23 protein-coding genes and 2 pseudogenes are annotated in these 23,791 nt (G+C 38.4%); 12 read left to right on the plus strand and 13 right to left on the minus strand.

What is annotated here, in order from left to right; genetic code table 11:
• Positions 1-17: 17 nt before the first annotated feature.
• Positions 18-1,007, plus strand: a complete 990-nt coding sequence (locus ABXG98_RS05645; protein ID WP_353537721.1) for a PH domain-containing protein — start codon at positions 18-20, stop codon at positions 1,005-1,007.
• A 63-nt stretch (positions 1,008-1,070) separates the two neighbouring features.
• Here the strand turns inward: ABXG98_RS05645 and ABXG98_RS05650 are convergent, their stop codons facing one another.
• The 6 genes and pseudogenes from ABXG98_RS05650 to ABXG98_RS05675 form a co-directional block, all read right to left on the minus strand.
• Positions 1,071-1,427, minus strand: coding sequence for an OmpA family protein (locus tag ABXG98_RS05650; protein WP_353537993.1), 357 nt, complete (start codon positions 1,425-1,427; stop codon positions 1,071-1,073).
• Positions 1,428-1,493: 66 nt separating this feature from the next.
• Positions 1,494-2,261, minus strand: a pseudogene (locus ABXG98_RS05655) (CsgG/HfaB family protein); the annotation flags it as partial.
• A gap of 4 nt (positions 2,262-2,265) precedes the next feature.
• Positions 2,266-2,709: a curli assembly protein CsgF gene (locus ABXG98_RS05660; protein WP_353537722.1), complete on the minus strand. Its 444-nt coding sequence runs from the start codon at positions 2,707-2,709 to the stop codon at positions 2,266-2,268.
• A gap of 2 nt (positions 2,710-2,711) precedes the next feature.
• The gene (locus ABXG98_RS05665) at positions 2,712-3,089 is read right to left on the minus strand and encodes a CsgE family curli-type amyloid fiber assembly protein (protein WP_353537723.1); all 378 of its coding nucleotides are present in this window, start codon (positions 3,087-3,089) and stop codon (positions 2,712-2,714) included.
• Positions 3,090-3,137: 48 nt separating this feature from the next.
• Positions 3,138-4,589, minus strand: coding sequence for a curlin (locus ABXG98_RS05670; protein ID WP_353537724.1), 1,452 nt, complete (start codon positions 4,587-4,589; stop codon positions 3,138-3,140).
• A gap of 21 nt (positions 4,590-4,610) precedes the next feature.
• The gene (locus tag ABXG98_RS05675) at positions 4,611-5,003 is read right to left on the minus strand and encodes a curlin subunit CsgB (protein WP_353537725.1); all 393 of its coding nucleotides are present in this window, start codon (positions 5,001-5,003) and stop codon (positions 4,611-4,613) included.
• A 536-nt stretch (positions 5,004-5,539) separates the two neighbouring features.
• Between ABXG98_RS05675 and ABXG98_RS05680 the strand changes: the two genes are divergently transcribed.
• Together ABXG98_RS05680 and ABXG98_RS05685 are read left to right on the plus strand one after the other, a co-directional pair.
• The gene (locus ABXG98_RS05680) at positions 5,540-8,035 is read left to right on the plus strand and encodes a S8 family serine peptidase (protein WP_353537726.1); all 2,496 of its coding nucleotides are present in this window, start codon (positions 5,540-5,542) and stop codon (positions 8,033-8,035) included.
• A 180-nt stretch (positions 8,036-8,215) separates the two neighbouring features.
• A complete protein-coding gene (locus ABXG98_RS05685; protein ID WP_353537727.1) occupies positions 8,216-10,381 on the plus strand; it encodes an SHOCT domain-containing protein in 2,166 nt (721 codons plus the stop codon).
• A gap of 58 nt (positions 10,382-10,439) precedes the next feature.
• On the opposite strand, the gene ABXG98_RS05690 is transcribed toward ABXG98_RS05685, so the two are convergent.
• The 3 genes from ABXG98_RS05690 to ccoG all read right to left on the minus strand — a co-directional run bounded on the left by ABXG98_RS05690 (position 10,440) and on the right by ccoG (position 13,611).
• Positions 10,440-11,087 (minus strand): thiol:disulfide interchange protein DsbA/DsbL, encoded by a 648-nt coding sequence (locus ABXG98_RS05690; RefSeq protein WP_353537728.1) that lies wholly within the window; start codon positions 11,085-11,087, stop codon positions 10,440-10,442.
• Positions 11,088-11,166: 79 nt separating this feature from the next.
• Complete coding sequence (locus ABXG98_RS05695; protein ID WP_353537729.1) at positions 11,167-12,144, minus strand: serine/threonine protein kinase; 978 nt, start codon at positions 12,142-12,144, stop codon at positions 11,167-11,169.
• Positions 12,145-12,171: 27 nt separating this feature from the next.
• Positions 12,172-13,611 carry a cytochrome c oxidase accessory protein CcoG gene (ccoG, locus tag ABXG98_RS05700; RefSeq protein WP_353537730.1) on the minus strand — a complete coding sequence of 480 codons (1,440 nt, stop codon included), beginning with the start codon at positions 13,609-13,611 and terminating at the stop codon, positions 12,172-12,174.
• A 159-nt stretch (positions 13,612-13,770) separates the two neighbouring features.
• On the opposite strand from ccoG, the gene ABXG98_RS05705 reads away from it, so the two are divergent.
• Positions 13,771-14,127, plus strand: coding sequence for a hypothetical protein (locus ABXG98_RS05705; protein ID WP_353537731.1), 357 nt, complete (start codon positions 13,771-13,773; stop codon positions 14,125-14,127).
• Here ABXG98_RS05705 and ABXG98_RS05710 read toward each other — a convergent pair.
• The 3 genes from ABXG98_RS05710 to ABXG98_RS05720 form a co-directional block, all read right to left on the minus strand.
• Positions 14,124-15,506, minus strand: a complete 1,383-nt coding sequence (locus ABXG98_RS05710; RefSeq protein ID WP_353537732.1) for a formimidoylglutamate deiminase — start codon at positions 15,504-15,506, stop codon at positions 14,124-14,126. The two genes, ABXG98_RS05705 and ABXG98_RS05710, sit on opposite strands and share 4 nt — an antisense overlap.
• 39 nt (positions 15,507-15,545) lie before the next feature.
• Positions 15,546-16,331, minus strand: a complete 786-nt coding sequence (hutG, locus tag ABXG98_RS05715; RefSeq protein ID WP_353537733.1) for an N-formylglutamate deformylase — start codon at positions 16,329-16,331, stop codon at positions 15,546-15,548.
• Between the two features lie 110 nt (positions 16,332-16,441).
• Entirely contained in the window at positions 16,442-17,104 is a 663-nt protein-coding gene (locus ABXG98_RS05720; RefSeq protein ID WP_353537734.1) for a peroxiredoxin-like family protein, read from the minus strand.
• Positions 17,105-17,320: 216 nt separating this feature from the next.
• On the opposite strand from ABXG98_RS05720, the gene ABXG98_RS05725 reads away from it, so the two are divergent.
• From ABXG98_RS05725 to hemN, 8 genes and pseudogenes are all read left to right on the plus strand, one after another.
• Positions 17,321-18,082: a glutathione peroxidase gene (locus ABXG98_RS05725; protein WP_353537735.1), complete on the plus strand. Its 762-nt coding sequence runs from the start codon at positions 17,321-17,323 to the stop codon at positions 18,080-18,082.
• A 126-nt stretch (positions 18,083-18,208) separates the two neighbouring features.
• Positions 18,209-18,436: pseudogene (locus ABXG98_RS05730) on the plus strand (VF530 family protein); the annotation flags it as partial.
• Between the two features lie 107 nt (positions 18,437-18,543).
• Positions 18,544-19,404: a formyltetrahydrofolate deformylase gene (purU, locus tag ABXG98_RS05735; RefSeq protein WP_353537736.1), complete on the plus strand. Its 861-nt coding sequence runs from the start codon at positions 18,544-18,546 to the stop codon at positions 19,402-19,404.
• A gap of 155 nt (positions 19,405-19,559) precedes the next feature.
• Positions 19,560-20,090, plus strand: coding sequence for a VOC family protein (locus ABXG98_RS05740; RefSeq protein ID WP_353537737.1), 531 nt, complete (start codon positions 19,560-19,562; stop codon positions 20,088-20,090).
• A gap of 77 nt (positions 20,091-20,167) precedes the next feature.
• The gene (yihI, locus tag ABXG98_RS05745) at positions 20,168-20,779 is read left to right on the plus strand and encodes a Der GTPase-activating protein YihI (protein ID WP_353537738.1); all 612 of its coding nucleotides are present in this window, start codon (positions 20,168-20,170) and stop codon (positions 20,777-20,779) included.
• 11 nt (positions 20,780-20,790) lie between these two features.
• Positions 20,791-21,279: a DUF2489 domain-containing protein gene (locus ABXG98_RS05750; RefSeq protein WP_353537739.1), complete on the plus strand. Its 489-nt coding sequence runs from the start codon at positions 20,791-20,793 to the stop codon at positions 21,277-21,279.
• Positions 21,280-21,321: 42 nt separating this feature from the next.
• Positions 21,322-21,633 (plus strand): TraR/DksA family transcriptional regulator, encoded by a 312-nt coding sequence (locus ABXG98_RS05755; protein ID WP_353537740.1) that lies wholly within the window; start codon positions 21,322-21,324, stop codon positions 21,631-21,633.
• A 118-nt stretch (positions 21,634-21,751) separates the two neighbouring features.
• The gene (gene hemN, locus ABXG98_RS05760; RefSeq protein ID WP_353537741.1) at positions 21,752-23,122 is read left to right on the plus strand and encodes an oxygen-independent coproporphyrinogen III oxidase; all 1,371 of its coding nucleotides are present in this window, start codon (positions 21,752-21,754) and stop codon (positions 23,120-23,122) included.
• 36 nt (positions 23,123-23,158) lie between these two features.
• On the opposite strand, the gene ABXG98_RS05765 is transcribed toward hemN, so the two are convergent.
• Entirely contained in the window at positions 23,159-23,713 is a 555-nt protein-coding gene (locus ABXG98_RS05765; protein ID WP_353537742.1) for a DUF1285 domain-containing protein, read from the minus strand.
• Between the last annotated feature and the right edge of the window lie 78 nt (positions 23,714-23,791).

Here is a 23,791-nt window from a genome sequence, read left to right on the forward strand (position 1 = left end):
AACTATAAGGGGTATTCATGCTAGCGTTAACTAAAAAAAATATACCATTTATATTTCTTACTATTATTTGTATATTTTGGGCTTTTTTCTATCAAAGCTCCAATGCTTTAAATGAGTATGGTACAGAGCAGCCAGAATGGCTGTTATTAATTGACGGTTTAATTGTTTTACCTGTTTTATGCTTTTTGTGCGTCAAAGATAAAAAAGAAGCAACAATTAAGGCTGTTGCATATGCTTGTTTAATTGTATTGGTTGGAAGCTTTGTTATTCCTGAAAGCTCAAAGGTTATTTGGCCTTACCTTGAGTCATTGCGCTACTTAGCTATTGCAGCATTTATCGCTTTAGAAGTCACCACTATCTTTACCGTATTCTTTGCGATTAAAGCATCGCTTATCAAAGAAAAAGATCCTGATATGTCTATATCAGAGCCGATTGAAAAAATTGTAGGTAAAGGTGTGATAAGCTCATTACTTTCTTTCGAGGCTCGCATTTGGACGTATGCATTATTTTCCCGTAGGATAAAACAGCAATATTTTTCGGGAGATGATCACTTCAGTTGTCATGAAAAAGACAGTACGCAAAGTAATCAATTTGGGTTTATTCTCATTATTATATTTGAGTTACCCGTTATGCATTTGTTATTGCACTTTATATGGTCTCCATTTGTGGCCAATATTACAACGGGTATAACGCTTATTGGTTTAGTCTTTTTTATTGCTGAATATAAGGCAATTTCAATTAGGCCTATTTCCATTACATCAACTTCTCTTATTATCAGGTACGGAATATGGAATCCTTTGTGTGTGCCTTTAACTGAGATTGAAAGTATTGAATTAAATTCAAGCTTCATACGCAGAGCGGGTCATGTTAAAAGGTATAATTTGGCGGGTAACCCAAATGTAAAAATTGAACTTAACACGGGTAATGTTATTTATATCGGTGTGGATTCACCTAGCGACTTTATTCTGGCATTAGAAAAACATCAGCAATTAACTACAATTAACTAAGCCGATCATAATTAAACTAGACCATAGTTAAACTAAGGAACAACGCAATGAGTTAGGATGCTTTTATTTATCAATCGGCTTCAACTCTACGCGGCGATTGCTAGCATATGACTTTTCAGAGGTGCCTTTATCTACAGGCTTATTTTCGCCTAAGCTAGTTACTAACATTTGCTCTGCTTTAACACCTTGTTGGTGCAAGTGCTTAGCCGCCGCCACGGCTCTATTTTTTCCTAAGGTCGCGTTATATTTAACATTACCTCTTTCGTCGGCATGGCCTTCTAAACGTACTTTCTTTGTTGGGTGTTTTACCAAGTAGTCAGCATGTGAGGTGAGTGTTTTAGCCGCTTTATTTGAGATGTCCGCTTTGTCATAATCAAAATAAATAATGCTAGCGAGTTGCGTTTTGGGTTTTTCAAGCACTTTAGCTGGTGTGGCGAGTTTAGTTGGCGCTTTTTTTATCTGAGCAATGGCAGGTGAGGCTGCTCGCCATACCTTTTTATCGATACCTTTTAGGATAAGCTCCGTTATGGCTTTTTCAATGGTTTGGGTAACACATAAATGCATTGGCTCATTGGTGGTGTAGCCACCTTCAGCTTCGGCTAGTCTTTTAAAGCTAACATAGCGAAAAAAACCGGCTCTAATTTCTTTACTGAGTATCTTTTTAGATGTTGAAACCGAGACCAGTACTTGTCCGGTTCGCACATCAATTGCCCGCATGTAAACGGATATTAAATCTTCTCGGTAAAGTTCTGAGGCGCCTATACCGAAATATTCAGCACCAAAGCCGCCGGTTTTAATATTAGAGTCATAACTGATTATTCCACCTTCTATTAGCAATTTTGAGGTGGTTAGTGGCGGCAGGTCTTTGACTTCCTGACCCTCTTTTTTATCATTTTGCAAAGAGGCTCTGATGATTTTTCTTTCGGTTAGAATATTTTGTAAGCCCTCACGCTCAACGGGCAAAAACCAGTCAGAGTCGCTCAATGCTTGCATTAAAATTGAGGTGGCGCCTTGGGTAACCGCGGTTGAAAAAGAGCTGACATTCGCTTGAGGCTTATATTGCCCTGTTTGATCACGAAAAGAATAAACCGATACCGGAATGCGCCCCTTAGGCTTGGGTAAATTGGTTAGCTCATCAAAAGCGGCAGAATTCACTATTTTTATCGCACCTGCTTGCTCAGGTGGTATTAAGTGATTAAGGCTACTACAACCTGATAATACGAGGAACAAAGAGACAACTATTAACTTCTTCATTTTATTATCCAAATCTTGGTACTTCAATTAATGTGATTTCACCTGTTAGGCTATTGGTAATTTGTACAGTAATACTGTCGGTATTGCTGGTAATAATCTCTATCAGATAATCGCCGCTGGTAAATATTGAGTCTTCATTAAATATGCTTGGGTCACACTCGGTATCGGTGGCAACATCACAAGTTTCGCCAAAGGCAAGATCGGTAATCTCTCGCACCATCTTATTAATATAAGCTCGCTCTAAAGATTCTTGAAACTTTTCGGCATAAGACTTTTTATTTAATTTGGCTTTATGTTTATTTTGAGCCTGTGCTTTACCTAATAAAAAATTACCATTGAGAGGATTACCACCAAAACTCGGGTTGATTGGGGTATACACTAGTTCGGAGGCATTTACCCAGGATGCAGCTAAAAGGAAAACCACTAAAACACTTGTTTTTATATTCATTACTACCATCCATCATTTGATATATCAGGGTTGTGTTCTGTAAATTGAGATTTTGCCATCATTTCGATCAAAATTAGCATGGCTTGTTCAACTCGACTTTTTATCGGCTCTTGTCTCCTGCCCATATAAGTGACATATATAAGGGTGTTATTCATGTTTACCGTTAATTTTGTCCCTGAACGAGGAATTACTTGCTCTTTTATCTGCACGTTAATTCCATCTGAATGAGGCAAATCTTGCCAAAGTTGACTGAACTTGTAGGCAAACTCTTTTCCTTGCCTGCTGATGGTGTTATCTAGCAGTAAACCGCCAATTTCGAGTTCCGAAGTGTTAGCAGAAAAAGAAGAGAAAAGTATTAAAAAAATAAATTTATAGTTCATATTTGTATAAAAAAAGGGGCCCCCGCCCCCCTTTAATGATTATTCAGCTTATTGCTGAATAATAGTTGCGCTGTTCCAATCACCCACTTGAGAGATGGAAACACTGCCACCAGCGCTAATAATAGAGCCTTCAACTAGGTTACCATTACCTATTTGATTAATACTTAGCTCAATGCCAGCACCGCCAATTAACATGGCATCACCATTTGCACCCGTGACCATGTTTTCATCACCCGTTTGAGCGATATCGATAACATGGTTGCTGCCTTCAATTAAAATATCCAATGAGTTCAGGTCACCACTTTGGGCAATATCAACGGTGTTGAAGTTGCTATCTAAGATAGTACTCATGTTAACAACCGCATCATTCATGTTACCTGTTTGAGCTACTTCAATGTCATTTTCATTGGTGGTTAAGCTATTATCATCGGCAGATGCTTGAATTACTGCAACGTTTTCGTCACCTGCTTGAAGTACATCAATGTCATTATCAAAACCATTGAAGTTTACCAAGTGAGATTCGTTGGCATCACCAATTTGTGTAACGCTAAACTCATTGTCGCTACCAAGCGCACCAAGGTATGAGATGTTAGCTGCGCCATTTTGCATTACAGTAAAGTCGTTGTTATCGCCAATCACGTCAAAAGTAGACTCGTTGTCATCGCCATTTTGGGTAAGTGATACTTCGTTGCCTTCACCCATAAATATATTGGAAGTGACTTGGTTGTAATTACCTTCTTGATCAACGTTGAGTTCGTTTTCACCGCCAATGACCTCTGTTACTGTGATTTTATTGCGGTCGCCTTCTTGTTCAAAATCAATCTCATTGTCTGAACCTTCAATAGTACTAACGCGTACTACGTTCCAATAGCCATCTTGGTCAACGGCTATTTCATTACCATCGCCAACAATATTATCAAAATGAACTTCGTTCCATTGGCCTGACTGTTTGGTGGTTAAACTATTACCTGAGCCTTCCATATTACGGTTAAATGACCAGTGGCCACCATCACCTTGCTCCATTGATACTTCGTTACCGTCACCAGAAATAGTATTGACTGCAGCGTTGCCTATGCCTAGGTAGCCACCACCAAGTTGGTTGACTTCGGCAATATTTTCATCACCTGTGATAGTTGTTTGAGCTTCGTTATCGTCACCCTCTTGCGTGATCGCTTGGATATTGCTATCACCTGTACTGGCACTGATAGCGATATTGCTAACGCCTACTTGCATAACTTCAGTGCTGTTGTCATCGCCATTTACTGATGCATCAATCCCGTTCGCATCACCTTCTTGTGCTAAATGGACATCATTACCATACACAGCGCCGGTTTGTGATGTTTGCGACAGAATGATGACGTTACCAGCCGCATCGACCATAATATCTTTGCTGATTTGTACTGCTGATTCGTCTTTTACATCATCTGCAGCAAAAGCAGTTTGTTGTGTGCCTAACGCTAATACGATAGCTCCGGCTATTATTGATTTATTAATTTTCACAGTTTTCTCCAAAGTAGGTTGTTAAAATTGAGTAATATTAACCACCATGTCATTTCCAATTTGATGAACAGTAAATGTTTGTTCACCTTCCTGTAGTACATTAGCTACATTGGTATTGCCCTCTTGAATAACTTCAGCAAAATTATTATTACCTTGTTGTTGCAAGTTGATTGTATTGCCATAACCTGATTGTGTTAGGTTAGCCATATTGTCAATACCAAACTGGTCAATAATGATGTTATTTCCCATGTTAGCCATTTGGTTTACTGTTGCTTTGTTGTGTATTCCATATTGATTGATAACTAATTGTTGAGTTTCCTCACCAATTTGCATGGTTGCTGTAGTAGTAAGACTTAACGACAAAGGAGAGTCTTTTAGTTCTGTGCCTGAAAGTAAGTCATTTGAATAACTCATCTGAGAATAAAATGCTAAATTTGCGATCACAACAGTAAAAAAACAGCACTGGAGCGGGCTTCTTTTATTGTTATTATTTAGTTTATTTATTCTCACCTAACACTACCTTTAAACACATAGTTGCCCTTAAACCATATAATTATTTTTACTAGAGACATATCACCCTAAACTATCATTTAATAATAAGTCTTTTAAAACAATGGCTTAAAATGTAAAATAAATGTTAATGAAATGATTGGCCGCTATAACTAGTAAAAAAGTACTAGTGAACACATCAGGTATTACCACCTGAAAAAGCCATAAAAAAGCATGAGGTTTTTAAGGTATGAGTTATAGGTTTCTAAGAATAAAGTCGTATTTTTATGATTTTTAATTCTATTTGTTAGTATTTTGTTAATTTATATGTTTAAAGTACTTGGGTTGCTTAGTTCCATAGATGTAGTGTGAAAGTAGTAAAATAGACAGATTAACATTGGAGAATCTATACCGACGCTCAACTTTTTTGAGCATAATAACAACGGACATGGATTCAAATCATGAAATCGAAATTAACAGCGTTAACCTTAGCGATGCTACCCACTCTAGCGATGGCATCAACCCATATCGATGGTGTAAACCAAGCCAGTTATAAAAGTGACTCGGTGATCGTCGTTTATAAAGAAAACACTACCGCATTACAAAGACGTTCTGCGCGAAGTCTAGTGCTGGCAAAAATTACTGATCTGAATGCGGATGAAATAGATGATGCTTATCGTCATATCTCGCAAGGTCGAATGGCAAATTATAAGCTTACTAGTATATTAGCTAAAAAAGCGCTGGAAAAACTTAATCAGCATCCCGCGGTATTATATGCTGAGCCAGATTATTTGCTAAAAGCGAGTGTGATGCCAGATGACTCACGTTTTGATGAGTTATGGGGAATGCACAATACCGGCCAAACGGGCGGTACAGATGATGCCGATATAGATGCCCCAGAAGCATGGGAAATTTCAACAGGTAGTAGCGATGTTGTCGTTGGTGTTATTGATACAGGTGTTGATCATAGCCATACTGATTTAACTGACAATGCTTGGGTAAACCCAGGTGAGATTGCTGGCGATGGTATTGATAATGACGGCAATGGTTATATTGACGATGTTTATGGCATTAATGCTATTACCGGTGTTGGCGACCCTATGGATGATAATGGTCATGGTACACACGTATCGGGGACTATTGGTGGTACAGGTAATAATGCACAGGGCGTTGCCGGCGTTAACCATGACGTTTCAATAGTCGGTTGTAAATTTTTAGATGCTGCTGGCTCAGGCGCAACTTCTGATGCGTTGGAATGTATGGATTACATGGTAGCTCTGAAAAATAGCGGCATTAACTTGCGCGTGTTAAATAATAGTTGGGGCGGTGGCGGTTCAAGTCAGGCCATGATTGATGCGATTAACGCTTCTGAAGCGGCAGATATTTTATTTGTTGCAGCGGCCGGTAATGATGCTGTTGATAATGATGTGAGTCCTCACTTTCCATCAAGTTATGAACATGACAGTGTTCTTTCTGTAGCAAGTACAACCCATACTGATTCAATGTCGGGTTTTTCACAATGGGGTTTAACCAGCGTTGATATGGGAGCACCAGGCTCTGCAATTTTATCAACGGTACCCGGTGGCGGCTATAGCAGCTTTTCAGGAACATCCATGGCTACACCTCATGTTGCTGGCGCTGCCGCATTAGTACTTTCTGTTAACCCTGAACTTTCAGTGGTTGAATTAAAAGAGCTATTAATGAACAGTGGTGATGACAATACAGAACTAAATGGTAAAACTGTTTCAGGTAAACGTTTAAATATACACACAGCGTTAATTGATGCTGATCCAACGCCAGGCTTTGGCTTCTCAGTTTCTCCTGGTTCAATTATGCTAACCGCCGGTGAAACAGCTACTTACAACTTTGATGTTAGCGCTATTGCTGATTGGAATGGTGATGTTGATTTAACCGTTACCGATTCACTAGGCAGTGCGGCATTGTCAGCGTCAACAGTGACACCAGGAACAAGCTTTATTTTAACGGTACCTACAGTTGCAGATACTGCTTGGGGTGATTACCAATTTACTGTTACTGGTACAAGCGGTGAAATAGTTAAAAGTAAAACAGTCTCTTTATATGTTAATCCACAAGGGCTGAATGATTTTACCTATAATAACACTACACCTGCAGCTATTCCTGATAATGACCCATCAGGCGTAACATCAACCATTACTATTGCAGACGCACTAACGGTATTTGGATCAAGCACCTTTGTTGATATCACTCATACCTATATTGGTGACTTAATTGTTAAATTAACATCACCTGCAGGTACAACGGCAGTATTGCATAATCAAGCAGGCGGTAGTGCCGATGATATCGCTCAATCTTTCCCTTCAAGTGCATTTAATGGTGAGTCAACTTTAGGTGATTGGACCTTAAGTATTGAAGATACTTATGCAGCGGATACAGGTAACCTAAATAATTGGTCTATCACTTTCTCTGCGTTGGGTGATGTAGCACCTGCAGCGCCTATTGCTGAATTCAGTTATGATGCTAATTACTTATCGGTATCATTTACGGATAGCAGTTCAGATGTCAATGGTGACATTACAAGCTGGGCATGGGACTTTGGTGATGGGACAAGCGCTACTGAGCAAAACCCTACTCATAGTTACGCTGCATCAGGTACATATAATGTTTCATTAACCGTAACGGATGCTGAAGGTAATGCAAATACCAGCGTTATGGAAGTAACGGTTTCTGATGTCAGTATTGAAGCTGATGTTAAACGCGCGTATAAATCGCGTTTAGGTAACTTGCGTGTTGATATTGTTTGGTCTGGCACAGGTTCAGAAATGGTTGATATTTATCGTAACGGTGAAAAAATTGATACGGTTTCTAATGTTGGTATTTATCGCGACCGAGAACGAAGAGCAACTGGCTCTCAGTTCATTTATCAAGTGTGTGATGAAAGTACCGCGTGTTCTAATGAAGTGACGGTTAACTTCTAATAGTAACTCACCTACTAAGTTTTATTAGTAAATCCAATAAAGCTAATTGTTTTGTGCAATTAGCTTTTTTTTCTCTTTTTTCAATGAACTTACTGACTTTTAAATAGATTACATCTGTGATTTTTCACCGTCTCTTGCTATTCTGTTAATATATCTATTTATCTAAAGTAACGCTTAAGTGTGATGAACAGTAAAAATAATTTCTTCCATTGGATTCAGTTCACAACCTACGGTGTTGTGATGTTAGCAATTGTGAGTTTTTTTTTACCGGTTGCAATTGCAGCAACAAACGATTATCAACTGAATCAAATTGCCCAAAGCAATAATCCCTCGATAACCTCTTCTGGGTGGCAGCAGCTTGTAGCTAACCCAAGTAACCAACAGCAGCATTTTATTATTGATACTGCAGGTCAAATGACCCTGATTGATAGTATGGATAACGCCCATGTTATTTTTAATCTTAATGCGACTAAGAAAACCACGACTGAGCCGATTCAGTTGACGGCTATTGCGTTACACCCTAATTTCTCATTACGTGATCAATTGGGTTATAACACGTTTTATACCGCCCACATAGAAAGCTTAGATCAGCAAAGTAAGGTTAAACGAATACAAGAACGCAGTAGCGGCTTTTCCTTAACGCATGATGCGGTTATTACTCAGTGGAAATTTACAGACGCTAGTTATAAAAAGGTTGATTTAACCACTAAGCGGGAAGTTTTGCGCATTGCAGTGCCTGATCTCAGTATCAAGATACAGCAAATGGCATTTAACCCATATAAAAAAGCATGGAATGAAGATTTCGGCTTACTATACATTGCATTAAACGGACAAGAAAAATGGCAAAAGCCACTGTATTCAGGTGTTATTTTACGGATAAATCCTGCAAAATTTGGTTTGCGAAATTTTACTGTGCCAAGTAATAACCCGTTCTCGAATGTTGATAGCATCAGCAATGAGCTTTACCTGTTAGGGGGGCAAAATATAAAGCAGTTTATCTGGCCGGATAAAAATAAGGATGCTCTTTTACTGTCTCACTACTATCAAAACAAGTCGGTATTGACCTTAACAACAGGTGGTGATGATTGGCGTAATAAAGCCCCAAGTACTGTGTTGTACCAAACAGATAGCGCTATTATGGATTTACTCAGTTATCAGGGGCGAAGTTTGCCATTGTTAAGAAATAAGTTGCTCCTATTAAAACAAACAAAGCAGCATTGGCTTATTGAGTCTATATCGCTAAACCTAGCCTTTAATCAGGGGACGTTAATTGAGCGCGAGTCTCAGTTAGTATGGCGTTTCCCCGAGCAACACGTTAATGCTGGTAGTGATATCTCTATTACCACAAATGTTGACGATGAACTTTTGCTCATAAATAAAACTGCGGGTGTTGTGTTTCAACTGTTTCAAGAAAATAATGGCGAGATTTTACCGGCAGAAAAAAATACTAACGCTGGCACATTACAAACTGATGAGGGGTCAACGTCTTATTTTCTACTCATTATATTCGCTATTGTAGCGATTGGCTTTTTCATGTTTAAACGGCTGCAATTTTCAGCTAAAGCTGTGGTAAGAAAGCAATTTGCGCAACTAAAGTTAAGTGATTCACAACAGCAAGTCGCTTTATATCATCGTCATCAAAACACCGCGGATACCATCATTAATTTTTCCGACTTGGTAAGCTGTGAGGTGTTGTTAAACAATCATAGTATTAGCACTATTAATCATACGGCTGGGCATGGGTTTGATGATGACAAAGAACAAGGTTTGCGCGCACTCTTTGCTAAAGAAAAAATTACTAAGATGGTTGATGGTAAAGCTAGACAAATTAGTTTGCTGTTGTGTGACAGCCATGACAAAAGCTATACCGTGTGTTTATATATGCGAAAAGGTAGCGACCGCATAACGAAAAAAACCTATACCGTGGTGATTGATGATGTGGTTGATTGGTGCTGGTTAATAGCGGAAAAAATAAATAGTAAGGAAACGGCCACAAGACCTATCAAGCCAACAATTGAAACGCAGGCTGCCAGTGAACAAAAAGCTCAACAGCAAATGCCGCTTCATGATCAAGCAGCAGCGATTCGTCCTACCAAAGCGGAGCGTGTCATTCTGTCTGATAATAGTGTTTCAACAGATAATACGTCGAAAAACAACACATCGGCAGCCAAAGCAAGTGAAGCGGTTAACAAAACATCAGGTGAGGGCCACCATAACAGTACGATAAATACCGAGTTGGTCAATGCCCTAGAGAAGTTAGTAAATCTCAAGCAACAGGGCTTTTTAACCCAAGATGAGTTTGCAAAAGCTAAAGAGAAGTTATTACAAAGTTTATTAAATGAGTAGATCAAAAAAGCTGTCATAGTGACAGCTTTAAATTGTTAACAATTTAATCAAATTGGTATTACTTAAGGGTAAGTAAGTGACTGATTAGGTTGTTGTAGTCTTGTTCAAAGTTGTTTTTATCTAATTCAGCTACATTCACACGATATTTACCATTTACAATAACCGTTGGAACTGCTTTTAACGCGCCTTTTTGAGACATGTTATCTTGATGTTTCTTCATTGACTTGGCTTGTGAGTTTACACTAAAACTTTTCATCAATTTATCAAATTTATCGCCATCAGCACCGTTAAGTACAAAAATGTTGCGAATATCTTTTTCAGAAGTAATAACAGCACGTTGTATATGAATATAATTAAATATGGCACCAATGAGTTTATCTTCATCACCTAATTGCTGTGCCGCAACCACAGCTTTACTGATCAATTGCTGTATCTTTGGTGAAGCGCCGCGAAGAAAATCAACATGGTTACGTTCGAATTTTACATTACTTGGTAATTGCTTTTTAATATTATGCATTAGCGGTTCAAATTTAAAACAATGGCCACAATATGCAGAAAAATATTCACGCACTTCTGCTTGACTCGATACGGTTTCATTTACTTTCGAATAGTGCTTACCTTCAGTGTACTTTTCAGCACAAGCGGATATTGAAAAAGCTAAAAGAGGCATTAGCAATACCATAAAAAACTGCTGTATTTTTCTCATTATAATTTCCTGATTTATTTAGTATTAATATGGCACATAAAGAAAAGCGCCTGTAGTTGGCATTCCGGCTGATAATGTATCAAGCAGGTAACAAACTTAACGGTGGTTGTTGCAGTGCCGACATTTGTTCTTTGAGCATAAGTATTTGCTGTTCCCAGTACTTTTCAGTATTAAACCATGGAAAGTTTCGAGGAAAAGCTGGATCTTGCCAACGCTTGCATAACCATGCCATATAATTAACGACACGCATAGTTCGTAATGATTCTATCAAAACAAGTTGTGTTGGTTCAAATGAAAAAAACTCTTCATAGCCCATTAATAGGGTGTCAATTTGTAACAATTGTTGTTGTCTATCGCCTGACAGCATCATCCATAAGTCTTGAATAGCAGGGCCGGTGCGACAATCGTCTAAATCAACAAAGTGCGGCCCTTCGTCACGCCATAAAATATTGCCTGCATGGCAGTCACCATGCAAGCGTATTGGCTGTTCGACCTGATATTGCTTCGCCGCAACATCAATGACTTGTGCTAATATGGTAAAAAAAGGTTTATTCAATGAATTTATTACAAAGCCACTTTGCTCAATAGTTTCACTGGCTTGATAGAGCATTTCATCCACATTAAAACTTGGTCTTTGTACAAATGCCTTTTTAGCAGCAACCGCATGAATGCGACCAACAAATCGCCCCATCCATTCCAATTGGTTTAAATTGTCAACCTCAAAGATACGACCGCCCCGACAAGGAAATACAGCAAAATGGTAGCCCTGGTATTCAAATAAACTTTTTCCGTTTCTTTTTAAGGGAGCAACAATAGGCAATTCGTGTTCATCAAGTTCAAATGAAAAGTCATGCTCTTCCTGAATTTGCGCAAGCTGCCAACGGTTAGGTCGATAAAACTTGGTTACATACTTAGTTGAGTGCTCATCATGAAACTGATAAACCCGGTTTTCATAACTATTCAGTGCCAGTAAACCGCTTTCAACCATAAAACCTGCGCTTTCTAAACCGTCGATAATGGTATCGGGAGAAAGCGATTTAAAATCAAATTGTGCCATAAATGCTCATTTATTCTCAGCTAGCGATCATCGTTTGTTAAAAAAGCGGCTTTCTTGCTCAATGCTGACATCATCTTGCGGTGAAATTTGCTCTACGGTAAAATTAATATCTGTCATGTAACCCTTTAACTCATAAGGGTCTACAGAGATACTAATGGGTAAGGTATACACGGTAGCGGCCTCAACGAAAACCTCTTGCTTACCATGCCACTGGGTATTTTCGATACCTGTTACTGATAACCGGTAAGTATTGTCTGTTTGCGACATATTCAGAATTTTTAAGGTATAAACATTTTCTATTTCACCGTTAAAGTTTTCTTTTGCCAGTTCAGTTCTGTCGCGAATAATATCAAGTGATAAAGGTACTCGGTTAACAATTTCTAATACTAGCATGGTACTCATGACCAACAATACCAACGCATAACCAATTAACTTAGAGCGGACAAAATGGACTTTTTTACCTTCTAATTCATGTTCTGTGGTATAGCGGATTAAGCCTTGCTCGTATTTCATTCGTGTCATTACGCTTGAACAAGCATCAACACAGGCACCACAGTTGATACATTCATATTGTAAGCCGTTACGAATATCAATACCGGTAGGGCAAACCTCAACACATAAATTACAATCTATACAGTCACCTAAACCAATTTCTTTGGGATCTTGTTTTCGCCCACGAGCACCACGAGTTTCACCTCTATTGCTATCATAAGATACAGTTAAGGTGTCCTTATCAAACATGGCAGATTGAAAGCGTGCGTATGGGCACATATGTAAGCATACCGTTTCACGCATCCAGCCAGCATTACCGTATGTAGCAAAAGTAAAAAAGGCTAGAATAATAGCCATAGTGACGCTGGTATCAAAGGTCACAATGTTGATAAATAACTCATTCATTGGTGAAAAATACCCAGCGAAGGTCATGGCCGTAAATAATGAAAATAAAAGCCAGCAGCCATGTTTCAAGGCTTTTTTGTAGAGTTTGCTTGCATTCATTTTCTGCTGATTTAGTTTTCTGCGTTGATTTGCAGTACCTTCAATTTTTTCTTCAAACCAGATAAAAATAAAAGTCCAGACGGTTTGTGGGCACATATAACCACACCAAACTCGACCTAAGAAAGTTGTGACAAAAAACAGTAAAAACGCTGAAAAAATAAAAAGCCAAGCTAGTAAAGTAAGATCTTGAGGCCATAACGTTAAGCCCCACAAAGTAAAGCGCTGTTCACTAATGTCAAACAAAATTGCTTGATGACCATTGTATTGAAGCCAAGGTAAAAGAGCGAAGAAGGCAAAATATACCAAATTCATGCGTTGTCTTAACTTTTGGAAAAATCCAGAACTTTTGCGCACATAGATCTGATCACCAGGCTTATAGCGTTCTTTGCTGTGTTTGGCAGGATGAATTTTTACATTTTTAACGGGAATGTTAACCGTGCTTTTGGATAATTGCTTGTCGTCAGTGCTCACGATGAATCCTTATAAACTAGGAAATAAAAATTATATTTAATTCTCGACGATCGGGAAATAACTTAATAGTGTTGCTGTAAGTTAGTACAAAAAAAAGTAATATGGTATTGTTCTGTCTGAGAATAACATAAATTAGCGCATACTAATATACGAGACGTTATGAAAAATTTAATCATTTTAATTGTTGCTGCGGCAGTGTTTTTACATTTTTACCCCCAACCAGAAGTTACTCAGTTTTATGATAAAACTAAAGCGCAATTATTGGAGGGGTTTGCTGAATTTAGCGATACCAGCGTAAGGTTAAAAGCCGATAAAATATATACAGATTTAGAGCCTCAATTAGATACTTTTTCAATGGATGAAATTGCGTCTTTGCAACAGATCACTTCGTCACGTAAAAATGTAGGTGAGTTCTATCAAGCTTATTGCAAAGGCAATAAGCGTAATGTTGTTTTTCACCCAGCCAATAAAAGTAAAGTGTGTAAAACTATAGATAAATATCAAAACATGCTTTAAGCCGATAGTTTAGCTAACAAATGGGCAAAGTTGGTGGCACTGCTTTGCTCTAAAGCATGGCTCCCATTTTTTATTACCCAATGACCATTAACCATCACATCTTTTATGGTATTGCTTTGGCTAGCAAAGATGACACTATCAAGTAAGTGCTGGTTTTTATTAGCAAAAAGAGATGTTTGCTTTGGGTCAAGCACTAATAAGTCAGCTTGTTTTCCCACGGCTAAAGCTCCGGTATTTGAATTGGTACTTTGCGCGCCACCCGCAGCAGCTTTTAGCCATAAATTTTGGCCGACTGAGGCAGTGTTAACTGAAGCCAGAACCGCTCTTTGTTGTTTAGTTAAACGTTGTGCATATTCTAACCATCGCAGCTCTTCAATTGGGTTTACCGAGATATGACTGTCTGAGCCGATTGCCAAGGTGCCATTTAGCGCTAAAAAGTCTGCTGTGGGAAAAATACCATCACCAAGATTAGCTTCGGTTGTTGGGCAAATTCCAGCAATAGCATTACTGTCTACAATCCCTTGTTGTTCTTGTGAGTTGATGTGAGTTGCATGAATTAAGCACCAATGTTGGTCTAATTCAATGTTATCTAACAACCACTGTACTGGGCGTTTTTTATAATGTCGTAAACAATCATCAACCTCTTGTTGCTGCTCTGCTATATGGATATGAATCGGGGCTTGATCATCAAGTGAACGCACATGTTGAACGGCTTGGGTGATTGCATCTTTATCTACAGCGCGCAATGAATGAGGTGCAATGCCAATATTAGTATTGGGGTATTGCTTGCTTAGGACAAAACAATCACTGACCAATTGATTAAATTGTGAAGTAGAATTAATGAAGCGTTTTTGGCCTTCATTTGGTGCTTGCCGCCCAAAGCCTGCATATTGATACAACACAGGTAGCATGGTTAATCCTATTCCTGAATTTTTTGCGGCATTAAAAATAGCCACAGCCATCATTGCTAAACCTTGCTCAGCTTGATTTTTTGCGTAGGTATTGCCATCAATATCGTGGTGCAAATAGTGAAATTCAGCTACCCGAGTGTATCCCATTTTGAGCATTTCAATATAAAGCTGCTGTGCAATAACCTGGGCATCATCACAACTTAATTGTGCCAAAAACTTATACATTATCGTTCGCCATGTCCAAAAACTATCTTGTCCATCGCTACCTTGCTCGCTAAAACCGGCAAAGGCACGTTGAAACGCATGGGAGTGACAATTGACCATGCCAGGAATGACCGGCCCTGATAGCACTTTCGCGCCTTTTGCTTTACCTGCACTAATAGCAGAAATGATCCCTTCGTCTATGGTAATTGTTTTATCCGTAGACCAACCATCAGTTAGTAAAATGTTTTCAGCATAATATTTCATAGGGGTAACTCTCACTTATCGATTGAGATTTAATGGGCATTAGCGTTGTGCAAAATCGGCCAAACAGGTAACAAACTTTTTTAAATGTTGTTTTACTTGAGCTGCTTTTTGTTGATTGTACTGATTGCTTGGCTCATTCATATAAGTGTGCTGCGATAGCTCAAGCTGAATAGCGTGAATATTATCTGTTGGCTTACCATAAGCACGAGTAATATACCCCCCTTTGAAACGACCATTGAACGCACAAGAGTAGGGCGATAAATCAAGTGCGCGGATATTATTTAGCAGCACAGAGTCGCAACTTTTTCCATCGGCAGTACCAAAATTAAAATCGGGTAATTGGCCATCAAAAAAGCGTGGTACGTGTGATAAAATTGAATGCGCATCTAGTAGTACAACTTTACCGTATTGCTGCTTGAGCAGTGCTAAGGTTTCAGTTAACACTTGATGATAGGGTTGCCAATACTGCTTAACGCGACGAGCTACTTCTTCTGGTGTTGGTTGTTGATTTTTAAGATAAAGTGGCGATAAATCAAAGGCAGTGGTTGGGCAAAGTTCAGTATTGTTTTCGCCAATATATAAAGCTTCACCATTGGGATTTCGATTGAGATCGATAACATAACGACTATATGTTGGGTTGAGCGTATATATGCCCATGGCTGTAGCAAAGTCATACAGTTTATCCATATACCAGTCGGTATCAACCACCCTTCTAGCGCTAGTTGTCATAGTGTCAGCGATAGCTTCGGGGATTTGCTGTCCATTATGTGGCATGCTAATCAGCATGCCAATATTGCCTTTTACTAAGGAATAATTTGCATTCATCACTCACCCTTTTTTAAGTAAACTCGCTAATATGTCGTACTTGTATTTGGTTGTATATACAAGTTGTAGCTAATTTATCATGTAGCGTTAGTGATTAGCAAATATTTTAGTTATTTCACTAACGCTGCAGCTTTTAGGAGTAATGATTGGTGCAAGCGTACCTTGTAGTTAGGATTTACGTAATTAAATTGTACCAAGCCGTCACTGTCGATGACATAAATTGCAGGTACCGGTAGGACTAATCTTTCCTCGCCAGCCTGATTTTTTTGCAGTGGGTTTTTTAAGTTTATTGCCTTAAGGTAGCGATCGGTAGTCTCTTTGCTTGCATAATAGGCTAAGCCGAAAGCTTGACTGACATCAGAATTAAAATCAGCCAGCAGTTGATAATTGAGTTTATTTTTGCCAATACTTTTTTGAAGATCTTGCGCGTTGTCAGTTGAAATACCAATCAGTTGAAATCCAAGAGAGCTTAGCTGGCTTTCAATTTGTTTAAGTTGCCCCATTTGTGTATTACAAAATGGACACCAACCTCCGCGATAAAAGAACAGGATGGTTTTTTGATTGTTTATTACTTTTGTTAAAGCAAGTTTTTTACCGGTTGAGGTGGTAACAGTTATGTTTGAAGGAATATACTGCCCATTAAGCAATGGCCTTACTTGTTCTGCGCTTTCGGCAATCGTTTTCAATGGCAGGGCTTGATTATTGGCTAAGGTAGACAAGCTAGTTAATAATAAAAATATACTGATTAAAATAAATGGTGAGGTTATACGCACAATGCTTTCCTTTAGTTTTTGGTTTGAGATGTTCGTTACTTATCACAAGACCAGAGTAAGGAAATATAATTTCAAAAATAATTCAGTTATTAATCTATTATATTGATTGTAATCATCTATTTTAATTAATGTTAAAAAATTAATTTTTCGACGATAATTACGACATGGCTATTTTACAGCATCGTTTATTTATCATCACAATATTAAGGAAATATAATGTCTAATAACAGTTCCAATGTAGCAACACCATTTACCAATAAAGAAGGTCAATCTGTACCCTCAGTCACTTTTCCTATCCGTGTCAATGATGAATGGAGCAAACGCGATACCCAAGAAATTTTTGCAGGTAAAACAGTGGTTGTTTTTTCTTTACCGGGGGCTTTTACGCCTACGTGTTCTTCAACACATTTACCTCGCTACAATGAGTTAGCCAGCAAGTTTTCTGAAAACGGTGTTGATGAAATTATCTGTGTATCTGTCAATGATACCTTTGTAATGAATGCATGGGCAGCAGATCAACAGGCTGAAAATATCAGTTTTATTCCAGATGGTAACGGTGAATTTACCCAAGGTATGGGCTTATTAGTTGATAAAGGAGCTATTGGTTTTGGTAAGCGTAGCTGGCGATATTCAATGTTAGTTAAAGATGGCGTAATTGAAAAAATGTTTATTGAACCGGATTTACCTGGTGACCCATTTGAAGTATCTGACGCAGATACAATGTTGGCTTTCATTAACCCTGAAGCAGTGCAAACATCGCAAGTTAGTTTGTTTACTAAACCCGGCTGTCCGCACTGTGCTAGAGCTAAAGCATTGCTTGAGCAACATGGTTTAACCTATGAAGAGTTAACCCTTGGTGATGCAATTAGTATTTCAGCCATGCGCGCCATAGCTAATGCTGATACTGTACCACAGGTCTTTATTGACGGTCAGCATATTGGTGGTGCGGATGACTTAACCGCTTACTTTGCTAATTAAAACAAAATACTTTAATTAATGGTATAAGCACCTACCGTTTAGGGCAAGAGGTTTTTTGCTAACTCTAGGTGCATTTTTTTTGCTTGTTTTTTGTTATAATGACTTTTTACTCAACGAAGTACTTACATGGATAATCAGCCCTATAACCCGTTACATGGTGTAACTTTAAAAACGATAGTTACCGAGCTTGAAGCGTATTTTGGTTTTGACGAATTAGGCAAGCAAATAAAAATAAATTGCTTTACCAAAGACCCTAGCATTCAATCAAGCTTAAAGTTTTTACGTAAAACTCCTTGGGCTCGTGAAAAAGTAGAGCAGCTATACATTAAAAATAAACACCGTTTATCTAACCAATAAACATAAAAATAAGAATATATAGCCAAATAAGCTATAAAAATAGTAGAAATTTTGGTGAAAATAACCAATGATATCGCCTCTGTATTCATCATTAACAAAATATCATGACAACTCCCAATCACTATATCCTAACCTGGCAATGCCCAGACAACACTGGCGTTTTAGCAAAAGTTTCTCAAAGCTTGTTTGAACATGGTGCCTTTATTACAGAAACCTCTCAATATAGTGACCCTTATACTGAAACTTTTTTTTCGCGCATTGCCTTTGATGATCGTAATTTAACCGTATCTGAAAATGAATTTATTGAAGCTTTAGAGGAACTAGCTAAACCTTTAGCTATGTCTTATCAATTGAGAAATAAACGTGATGTACCTAATGTAGTGATTGCGGTTTCAAAGGACGATCACTGTCTGGTTTCATTATTAACAAAATGGAAATCAGGGGTATTGCCTATTAATATTGTTGCTGTAATGTCTAATCATCAAGATTGTAAATCTCTGGCAGACTGGCACAATGTACCTTTTTATCATTTGCCTATCACTAAAGAGACTAAAGCGGCACAAGAAGCACAAATTTTGGCGTTAATGGCTGAAACCAAGGCTGATTTATTGGTACTTGCTCGTTACATGCAAATTTTGTCAGATGATTTGTGTCAGCAGTTAGCTGGTCGCGCAATCAATATTCACCATTCGTTTTTGCCTAGTTTTAAAGGTGCACGCCCTTACCACCAAGCTCATGCTCGCGGGGTGAAAGTTATTGGCGCGACGGCGCACTATGTAACAGCAAACCTTGATGAAGGGCCCATTATCGCACAAGAAGTTAAGCCTATTAATCATACGTTTACTATTGAGCAGATGGTACATATGGGGCACGATCTTGAGGCCACCGCCTTAAGTCATGCAGTGAGGATTCATGCCGAGCAACGTGTATGTTTAAATGGTGATAAAACCGTTATTTTAGCCTAGTGGCTCAACAAATATTGCTGTAACAATAACTATACAGATAGGCGTAGTGAATTACTGACGTTAGCTAACAGGTTAAATAGCGTTTAAATTAGTGAAGTTAGTGAAGATATGACTAAAATTAGCTCACACTTTAGTTTTTCATAAGACACTTTGACATGATCAAGATAGAAAAAATTCACCACGTTGCTTATCGCTGTAAAGATGCTAAAGAAACAACCGATTGGTATAAAGACAAGTTAAATATGGATTTGGTTTTAGCCATTGCAGAAGATGAAGTACCTTCTACTAAAGCCCCTGACCCTTACATGCATATTTTTCTCGATGCCGGTAATGACAATGTCTTAGCTTTTTTTGAAATTCCTAATTCGCCTGAAATGGGACGTGATGAGAACACCCCTGAATGGGTGCAGCATTTAGCATTGCGGGTAGAAAATCTTGAAGCGCTGTTGTCAGCCAAGGCAACACTTCAAAGCAAAGGGGTCGATGTTTTAGGACCAGTCAATCATGGCGTTTTTAAATCAATCTACTTTTTTGACCCAAATGGACATCGTTTAGAATTAGCGGCTAATACCGGCACACCTGAGCAATTTAAACAGTTGAACCAAGTTGGATCGGCAATGATTGAAGAATGGTCTAAAACTAAACGAGCACCACGTCATGCGGCTTGGTTACATCAACAAGATTAAGTTTTAATTCTTTCATTACTTTTTAACGGTTAATGGCGTAAAATAGCGCAATTAATCGTTATAAAAGTATCAAATTCATGTCTCGTACAAAAAAGTCAAGAAAACAGGGCTCTGCACCCACGGCGAAACCTAAACTTAGTAAAGTAGAATTAGCTAACGTTGAGCCAAGAGTGCGTAAAAGAAAGGGCAAAAAACCCGGCAACCGTCAACAAGAAGCGCAACCCGTTAGTCAACAAGATCAAAAAGCTGCTCAAAATAAAGATCCCCGTATTGGCAGTAAAAAGCCAATTGATTTAGGTGGAGCTGCTAAATCACCTGCAACTCAATCAACTAAGCCTAAACAAACTCGAGCGGTAAACCCTGCATCTGAAGCTATTGCTGCGGTTCGTCGCGTAGATAAAGATGATGCAAATGTTGAACTGAGTTTAGCTCAACAGTTAGCAAACATCGAGGCCGATGAGCGTTTACAAACTATCCTTGAAAAGCAAGAAGATGAGCTTTCATTAACAGAAGACGAAGTGCATTACTTTAATGACTTAATGGAGCGTCATCAACAAATAAGTGCCCAGCTAGATGATGCGGATGAAGACCAAACACCAGCAAGTATCGGTAAGTCCGAAGATGATTTATGGGACAAGTTAGACAGTTCTTCTGTGCTTGATTCATTAACCGATGATGATCGAGAATAAGGCGACTGGTTATGAACGAATACTGGCTTATTGCCATTGCTGTAGCAACGGTGATTATCGCAAGTTTAGCTTTTTATGCGGGCACACTGTTAAAGCAACTGAGTGCGCAAAAAAAAGCGCAACAACAGGCGGAAGTTGCCAAACAACAAGCATTAGCTAAGCACGATTTAACAGTGTTCGCCAGTGTCAAAATTATTGTTAAGGCCATGCAAGAAGAGCAATGTGACTTTAGCGAAGGGTGTTGGCGTTTATCCGTATTGTTAGACTCTTTGAAGCTAAGCAGTGAATTGGCACAACAATTTCCAGCGATTTTTAAGTTGTATAATGAGATAAAACATCTATCAATCCTTGAAGATAGAAAGCAGTTAGCTAAAAAACAGCGCATGCAAGAAGATTATCAACGAATGAAAATAGAAGCACAGTTGCACAGCGAAATAGTGACAGACCTTGATCTACTTCAACAATATACTACAGAAAGAATGAGTATACTTAAGGCATAAGTTAATACTACATTCAGTAGTGCTTTATTTGAGGTATGCATGATGACCGAACAATTAAAATCGCAATTTACTCAACGTATTGTTGAACTTCAGCAACGTATTGGTGCAATTCACCGTGACTTTGCCGATGGTCGTGATTCAGACTGGTCTGAACAAGCGGGCGAACGAGAAAATGAAGAAGTATTAAATGCCTTAGAATCTGAAGCTAAAATAGAAATACAGCATTTATCCAACGCAATAACCCGCATGGAAAATGGTAGTTATGGCATATGCCAAAAATGCGGCGAGCCTATTAGCGAAAAACGTTTACAGGTGCAGCCAGCGGCAGAAAGTTGTATTGAGTGTGCAGACTAACAATTTATAAGCGCATTAATAAATGAAAGACTTGCGTTTAATCAATACCCGAATTCATTAGTTATGTATAATAGGTACAAGTTATTTATATGGTGCCTGAATTAAAGGTGTGAGCAAGATGCAAGTCAGTCAATTTTTCGATCCTAAATTACTCAACAAATATAACACAAGTGGCCCAAGATATACTTCTTATCCAACCGCGCTTGAGTTTCATGACGACTTTAAACATAAAGACTTTGTTCAAGCAGTAAAAGATTCACCTAACCGTGAGTTGTCTTTGTATGTTCACATTCCATTTTGTCATACCCTTTGTTATTACTGTGGCTGTAATAAGGTCATTACCCGTCATCGTGATAAAGCTGATACCTATCTTGAATATTTAGCACAAGAAATTGCCCTGCAAGCACCATTATTTACTGACTATAAAGTGAAACAGTTACACTGGGGTGGCGGTACACCAAGTTTTTTAACAGATAAACAAATAACAACGTTAGTTGCTTTGTTAAAAGAAAAATTTGATTTCTCTGATGATCTGGAAATGAGCATCGAAATAGATCCTAGAGAAATTGAAATGAACTTGGCGGAGCACTTATTTTCACTAGGGTTTAACCGTTTAAGTCTTGGTGTTCAAGATCTTGACTTAAAAGTACAGCAAGCCATCAACCGTGTGCAATCTACACAGTTTATTGGTGACTTTATTGCTCACGCTAAGAACGTAGGGTTTAAGTCAATTAACATCGACTTAATTTATGGTTTACCGCATCAAACACTAGAAAACTTTGCTAAAACCTTAGATAAAGCGCACGAGTGGGATGTTGACCGAATTTCACTGTTTAGTTATGCACACTTGCCAAGTCGTTTTGCCGCACAACGTAAGTTACGTGATGAATGGCTACCTACTACCCAAGAAAAATTTGCCTTGATGAAACTGTCAATAGAAACCTTGTGTAACTACGGCTACGACTTTATCGGCATGGATCATTTTGCTAAACCTAATGATGAACTGTCTATTGCTCAAAACGATGGCACGTTACATCGTAACTTTCAGGGTTACACCACTAAAGGTGGTTGTGATCTACTTGGTTTAGGTGTGTCATCAATTAGTAATATTGGCCATTCATTTGGACAAAATATTAAGGAATTACAAGCTTACTATAAAGCAATTGATAATCAACAACATGCACTTGAACGCGGTGTTAGTTTACAAGATGATGATGTTTTGCGCGGCGAAGTAATCCGAGAGCTGATGTGTAACCTTTATTTAGATAAAACCAAGATTAATGAAAAATATAACATTAATTTTGATGATTACTTTGCTGAAGACTTGCCCCTGCTTGATACCTTTATAGACGATGGCTTAGTGGCAAATACCGCACAATCGATAACCGTCAATCAAAAAGCACGGCTATTGATACGTATCATCTGTATGAGTTTTGACGCTTATATGAAAAAACATATCAATCAACAGCGTTTTTCACGCGTGATTTAAATTATCTTCACTTGATAACTGTCAGAAATTAAATAGTTATTCGATAACTCCCAAACTAAATTGGCAATCGGCACTAGTAAATATCAACTCAGTGCCTTTTGTTGTTTTAATTTCTTCAGCTAAGTCTACCCATTGGTAATATATATTGCGGTGTACTTTTGCCAATAAATTACGACGTACCGTCACATATAGTTCGCCAAATTCATTAATAATGAGCGGGTGATTAGCATCTAAAATAAACTCATCGCCAACGTTATTGGCCACTACCATAGTCGTTTGCATTTTATCTTGCCAATGCCACTGTGTTAATACAAAGGGGGCGTCGTCGACAGAGATTTTAATTTTCTCTACTGGCGTGACTAAAAAATAGTCATCATCTTCAAGTTTTAATACTGAAGCAAGTAACTTCACCAAAGCAAGACGTTTGAAAACAGTCCCCTCATAAAACCAATCGCCATTGGCTTTTATCTGTAGGTTTATTTCACCACAGTAAGGAGGATTCCACTGATCGACAGGAGGTAGCGTGCGTTTACTACCAGGTTTGGTATTGTGTGCCATGTTGAGTTGTGCGGAGATATTTTCTAATGACATTGCTTTCGACCATTGATAATAGGTAATTAATTATATACCCAAGCTACTTTAAGATGCGAGTGCTTAACCTTAAGTATC

It is taken from the genome of Colwellia sp. KU-HH00111 (assembly GCF_040362745.1).
Lineage (GTDB): Bacteria > Pseudomonadota > Gammaproteobacteria > Enterobacterales > Alteromonadaceae > Colwellia.

Coding starts and splice junctions, on each gene's coding strand:
- ABXG98_RS05645 (WP_353537721.1), top strand. CDS start 18: ATGCTAGCGTTAACTAAAAAAAATATACCATTTATATTTCTTACTATT.
- ABXG98_RS05660 (WP_353537722.1), bottom strand. CDS start 2,709: ATGAATATAAAAACAAGTGTTTTAGTGGTTTTCCTTTTAGCTGCATCC.
- ABXG98_RS05665 (WP_353537723.1), bottom strand. CDS start 3,089: ATGAACTATAAATTTATTTTTTTAATACTTTTCTCTTCTTTTTCTGCT.
- ABXG98_RS05675 (WP_353537725.1), bottom strand. CDS start 5,003: ATGAGTTATTCAAATGACTTACTTTCAGGCACAGAACTAAAAGACTCT.
- ABXG98_RS05680 (WP_353537726.1), top strand. CDS start 5,540: ATGAAATCGAAATTAACAGCGTTAACCTTAGCGATGCTACCCACTCTA.
- ABXG98_RS05690 (WP_353537728.1), bottom strand. CDS start 11,087: ATGAGAAAAATACAGCAGTTTTTTATGGTATTGCTAATGCCTCTTTTA.
- ABXG98_RS05695 (WP_353537729.1), bottom strand. CDS start 12,144: ATGGCACAATTTGATTTTAAATCGCTTTCTCCCGATACCATTATCGAC.
- ABXG98_RS05705 (WP_353537731.1), top strand. CDS start 13,771: ATGAAAAATTTAATCATTTTAATTGTTGCTGCGGCAGTGTTTTTACAT.
- ABXG98_RS05710 (WP_353537732.1), bottom strand. CDS start 15,506: ATGAAATATTATGCTGAAAACATTTTACTAACTGATGGTTGGTCTACG.
- hutG (WP_353537733.1), bottom strand. CDS start 16,331: ATGAATGCAAATTATTCCTTAGTAAAAGGCAATATTGGCATGCTGATT.
- ABXG98_RS05725 (WP_353537735.1), top strand. CDS start 17,321: ATGTCTAATAACAGTTCCAATGTAGCAACACCATTTACCAATAAAGAA.
- purU (WP_353537736.1), top strand. CDS start 18,544: ATGACAACTCCCAATCACTATATCCTAACCTGGCAATGCCCAGACAAC.
- ABXG98_RS05740 (WP_353537737.1), top strand. CDS start 19,560: ATGATCAAGATAGAAAAAATTCACCACGTTGCTTATCGCTGTAAAGAT.
- yihI (WP_353537738.1), top strand. CDS start 20,168: ATGTCTCGTACAAAAAAGTCAAGAAAACAGGGCTCTGCACCCACGGCG.
- ABXG98_RS05750 (WP_353537739.1), top strand. CDS start 20,791: ATGAACGAATACTGGCTTATTGCCATTGCTGTAGCAACGGTGATTATC.
- ABXG98_RS05755 (WP_353537740.1), top strand. CDS start 21,322: ATGACCGAACAATTAAAATCGCAATTTACTCAACGTATTGTTGAACTT.
- hemN (WP_353537741.1), top strand. CDS start 21,752: ATGCAAGTCAGTCAATTTTTCGATCCTAAATTACTCAACAAATATAAC.
- ABXG98_RS05765 (WP_353537742.1), bottom strand. CDS start 23,713: ATGTCATTAGAAAATATCTCCGCACAACTCAACATGGCACACAATACC.